The sequence below is a fragment of the Acinetobacter sp. NIPH 284 genome (genome assembly GCF_000369425.1).
GTDB lineage: Bacteria > Pseudomonadota > Gammaproteobacteria > Pseudomonadales > Moraxellaceae > Acinetobacter.
The window spans coordinates 1-3,687 of sequence record NZ_KB850019.1 but is presented as its reverse complement, the minus strand read 5'-3'; the positions used below and the strand labels follow the sequence as shown (position 1 = coordinate 3,687).

Here is a 3,687-nt window from a genome sequence, read left to right as displayed (position 1 = left end):
TCAAAGTTAAGATGATGGTATGACAATTTTATATACTCCATAAACCCTTTAAATTAATTAGGTGGTTTATGTCGCACTTCAAGTTTTACTCTGCCCCATATCACTGAAAGTAATGTGAATCGAACCATTAAAAATGGTTGAAGATACATTAAGTTGATTAATCAAACTAACCATGCGAAAAGGTATGTTTGATTAGCTGCTGCTCAACTATGCCACGTATCGTTTCAATCCATCTCAACCCAGTTGAACAAAAACAACTTATTGATCTCACCAAACACGCTGCACATTGGCGAGAAAGACAACGCGCACAAACCATATTGTGGCTATCCGAAGGTAAAACTGTAGCAGAAGTAGCTAAACTTCAAAGTCGAATACCTGAAACTATACGGTTACAACGTCGCCATTGGCAACTCTACCAATTTGAATCTATTCAAGAAGGTCATCGTTCAGGTAGGCCAAGTGTTCTTACAATAGCCCTGAATTAAATCGCATTGAGATATGGTATGGTGACAGATGAAGTATCATTGGCGTGATTTCAAAGTAATGACGGCTAATCAAATACAAAATTGGGTGTATCAGATATCAAAATATTTTGGCAATAAATACATGTTTACTTTTTAGATGTTACTTATTTAATCTTATCTACTACAGCACAAAAAATTTTTTAAATTAAAACTTGCTCACAGAAACTTCACTATCGAACCAGTATAAATATTAAGAGTCTTATACTGATCTAAATTCATATCAGAAAATTATAAGACGAATAAAAATTAATCAAAAATATACCCAAGATCAACATGGTCAAGGAGACACAAAATGGACTCTCGCCTACTTTTAGCAATTATGCTAAGTAGTTTTAGTGTGACATCATTCGCTTCAAGCCACCGCGAAGCACCATCAATCAGTAAAACACCCAAGGTTGACGCTACAGATTTTTATATGTTTAAAAGTTATGAGCCGAGCCGAAGTAATTTCGTAACCATACTAGCAAACTATCAGCCTTTACAAGATGCTTATGGGGGGCCTAATTATTTCGCTTTAGATCCTAAAGCCTTATATGAAATACACATTGACAACAACGGAGATGGGCAAGAAGACATTACTTTCCAATTTAAATTCAATCAAGAGTTAAAAGACTTACAAGTTCCTGTAGGTGGCAAGAATGTTTCTGTACCATTATCTAACATTGGTAAAATCACAAATGATAGTAGTTCAGCTCAAAATACCGCTGAAACATATACTGTTACCATGATTAAAGGTGACCGACGTAAAGGTGATCGAAGTACTTTAGGCTCTTTTAAAAAGCCATTCGATAATGTTGGCGCAAAATCAATTCCAAACTATCAAGCCTACGCAGATACATTTGTCCAAAACATTAACTTTGGAAATTGTGGTTCTGGTAAAGTTTTTGTCGGTCAACGTCAAGATCCTTTTGCTGTTAACTTAGGTGAAGTATTCGATTTAGTGAATATTAAGATTCCTGCGACTCAACTCGCACCTTCAGGCGTAAACGCTGAAGATCAAGGATTGAATAATATTGCAAATAAAAACGTCACTACAATTGCTTTAGAAGTTCCACAATCTTGTTTAGTGGCTTCAAATGATACAGTGATTGGAGGATGGACAACAGCAAGCTTACCTCAAGCCACCTTATTAAATCCTAATCCTGAAAGCAATCTTTCCAGTGCAAGTAAAGTTGGTGGTGCTTGGACTCAAGTTTCACGTTTAGGCATGCCTTTAGTTAATGAAGTCGTCATTGGTCTTAAAGATAAAGATAAATTTAATGCAAGTAAGCCTGTGAATGATGGGCAATTTGCTGACTATGTGACTAACCCAACCCTCCCTACATTAATAGAAGTTCTTTTTAAAGAGGCAACTGGTGGTGCCGTAGTTGCGCCAACAAACTTTCCAAGAACTGACTTAGTTAACGCATTTCTTTTAGGTATTCCTGGCTTAAATCAACCTAAAAATGTAAAAGCATCTGAAATGTTACGTCTAAATACTGCTATTACTCCAGCGGCAAAAGATAAACAAAATCGTCTTGGTGTAATCGGTGGAGATACTGCAGGATTCCCGAACGGTCGTAGACCTGGTGATGATGTCGTCGATATTGAGCTGAGAGTTGCTATGGGCTTACTCTGCACAATTGATGGTGTGAATACCGCTGTTGGTTGTAAAGCGAGCGATGCTAAAGCTGGAGGAATAGGCTTTACAGATGGAGCTCTACAATCACCACAACAATTTGGTACTGCTTTCCCATACTTAAATACTCCAGTAGCAGGCTCTCCATTTAATACAGCTAGCAAATAATTAGGAGTAGTCGCCATGAGAAAACTCATTTTGCTGTTCATGGTTGGTATTGGATTAAGTGGCTGCGGTGGTAATGACAATAATTCAAAACCAAATAATAACAACCAACCCCAAAATGACCCCGTTCTTAAAGAAACGTTGTCATTAACCAATCAACCTCAAAGTAACTACGAACAGGCTGAACCTAAAAGTATTACTGAAATTTCAGAATCTACTATAGATAACAAATCAGAACCCGTTGCAGTGAAATTTTAAGATTGAGACTCTTAACAAACTTCTGTTAAGAGTCTTTATAGGAGTTTTAAATGTTAATTCGTCAGCTAACATTATCAATAATAGCTTCATTGTATTTAAGTACTGCTTTCGCTCACCCCAAACATCACCATGAAGAATCTTCATCGAGTTCAGAACATCCAGATTATTCAGTAATGTTAAAAAACAATCATAATGATGAACTGAGAAATCAAATCGTTAATGTGTTACTTGAAAAAGCTTATTCAAAAGGCGACGGTGAGTTTTTAGAACAAGCTGAAGACTTAATGAAATCAAGCTTCAATTCATCAGACACAGAAAATAAATTGCTAGAAACTCGACTCGCTCAAGCAAATCATAATTTCAGCAGAGCAGAAACAATACTTAATGACGTATTAAAAAAAGACCCTAAAAATTATGATGCAATTTTACAACTCGCAAATATATATAGATTACAAGGTCAATTTAATCAGTCACTTAAATTATGTGATCAATTAGATCAACAGAGTGTGAAACTTTATCAAGCTGGTTGTGTCCTGCAAGTGGATGCAATGACAAAAAATATTTCAGAAATAAAATCTAGAACAAATGAACTTCTTCAAATGGCAACAAGGCTAAATAAAAACGATCAGCAATGGTTAGGTAATATTATGCTGGAAATAGCGACAAGATTTAATGATCCAACTCTTGCGAGCCAATCTATTCCATTACTTAATGTAGATAATTTACCCAACACTCTTGCTAAATCCAATTGGTATATTTCTCAACAAGAATATTCAAACGCAATCAAAATTCTGACCCCATATCGTTATCATGATGGTGCGTTGTATAGAATTATTTTAAGCAAACAGAAACTAAACGATCCTCTTGCAGAAAAAGACCTAAATGAACTAACTCAAAGAGTACAAAATCTACTCGACCATAAGGATCACATACATCTCAGAGAGCAAGCTCAATTCCTATGGGTTTCAAAAAAATATGATGAAGGTTTACGCATAGCTGCCAAAAACTGGAATATGCAAAGAGAAAAGTAAGCCTCCAGTGAATCACCACTATTTTTAGTGGATCAATCCCCCGATAGTGTCCACTAACCAATAAGTGGACACCTATTTATGGATTTAAAGA

At 35.9% G+C, this 3,687-nt stretch carries 3 protein-coding genes and 2 pseudogenes; all 5 read left to right on the top strand.

Annotation, left to right across the window (positions count from 1 at the left end):
• Positions 1–209: 209 nt before the first annotated feature.
• A pseudogene (locus F908_RS15085) lies at positions 210–470 on the top strand (hypothetical protein); the annotation flags it as partial.
• 2 nt (positions 471–472) lie between these two features.
• Positions 473–621, top strand: a pseudogene (locus tag F908_RS16545) (transposase); the annotation flags it as partial.
• A gap of 195 nt (positions 622–816) precedes the next feature.
• Positions 817–2,310, top strand: coding sequence for a DUF4331 domain-containing protein (locus F908_RS15080; protein ID WP_005165096.1), 1,494 nt, complete (start codon positions 817–819; stop codon positions 2,308–2,310).
• 15 nt (positions 2,311–2,325) lie between these two features.
• Positions 2,326–2,565, top strand: coding sequence for a hypothetical protein (locus tag F908_RS15075; protein WP_005165093.1), 240 nt, complete (start codon positions 2,326–2,328; stop codon positions 2,563–2,565).
• A gap of 50 nt (positions 2,566–2,615) precedes the next feature.
• Positions 2,616–3,596, top strand: a complete 981-nt coding sequence (locus F908_RS15070; protein ID WP_005165089.1) for a tetratricopeptide repeat protein — start codon at positions 2,616–2,618, stop codon at positions 3,594–3,596.
• The last annotated feature ends 91 nt before the right edge of the window (positions 3,597–3,687 follow it).

What these genes read in the sequence shown, in the direction of transcription:
- F908_RS15080 (WP_005165096.1), top strand. Translation starts at nt 817, where the DNA reads ATGGACTCTCGCCTACTTTTAGCAATTATGCTAAGTAGTTTTAGTGTG.
- F908_RS15075 (WP_005165093.1), top strand. Translation starts at nt 2,326, where the DNA reads ATGAGAAAACTCATTTTGCTGTTCATGGTTGGTATTGGATTAAGTGGC.
- F908_RS15070 (WP_005165089.1), top strand. Translation starts at nt 2,616, where the DNA reads ATGTTAATTCGTCAGCTAACATTATCAATAATAGCTTCATTGTATTTA.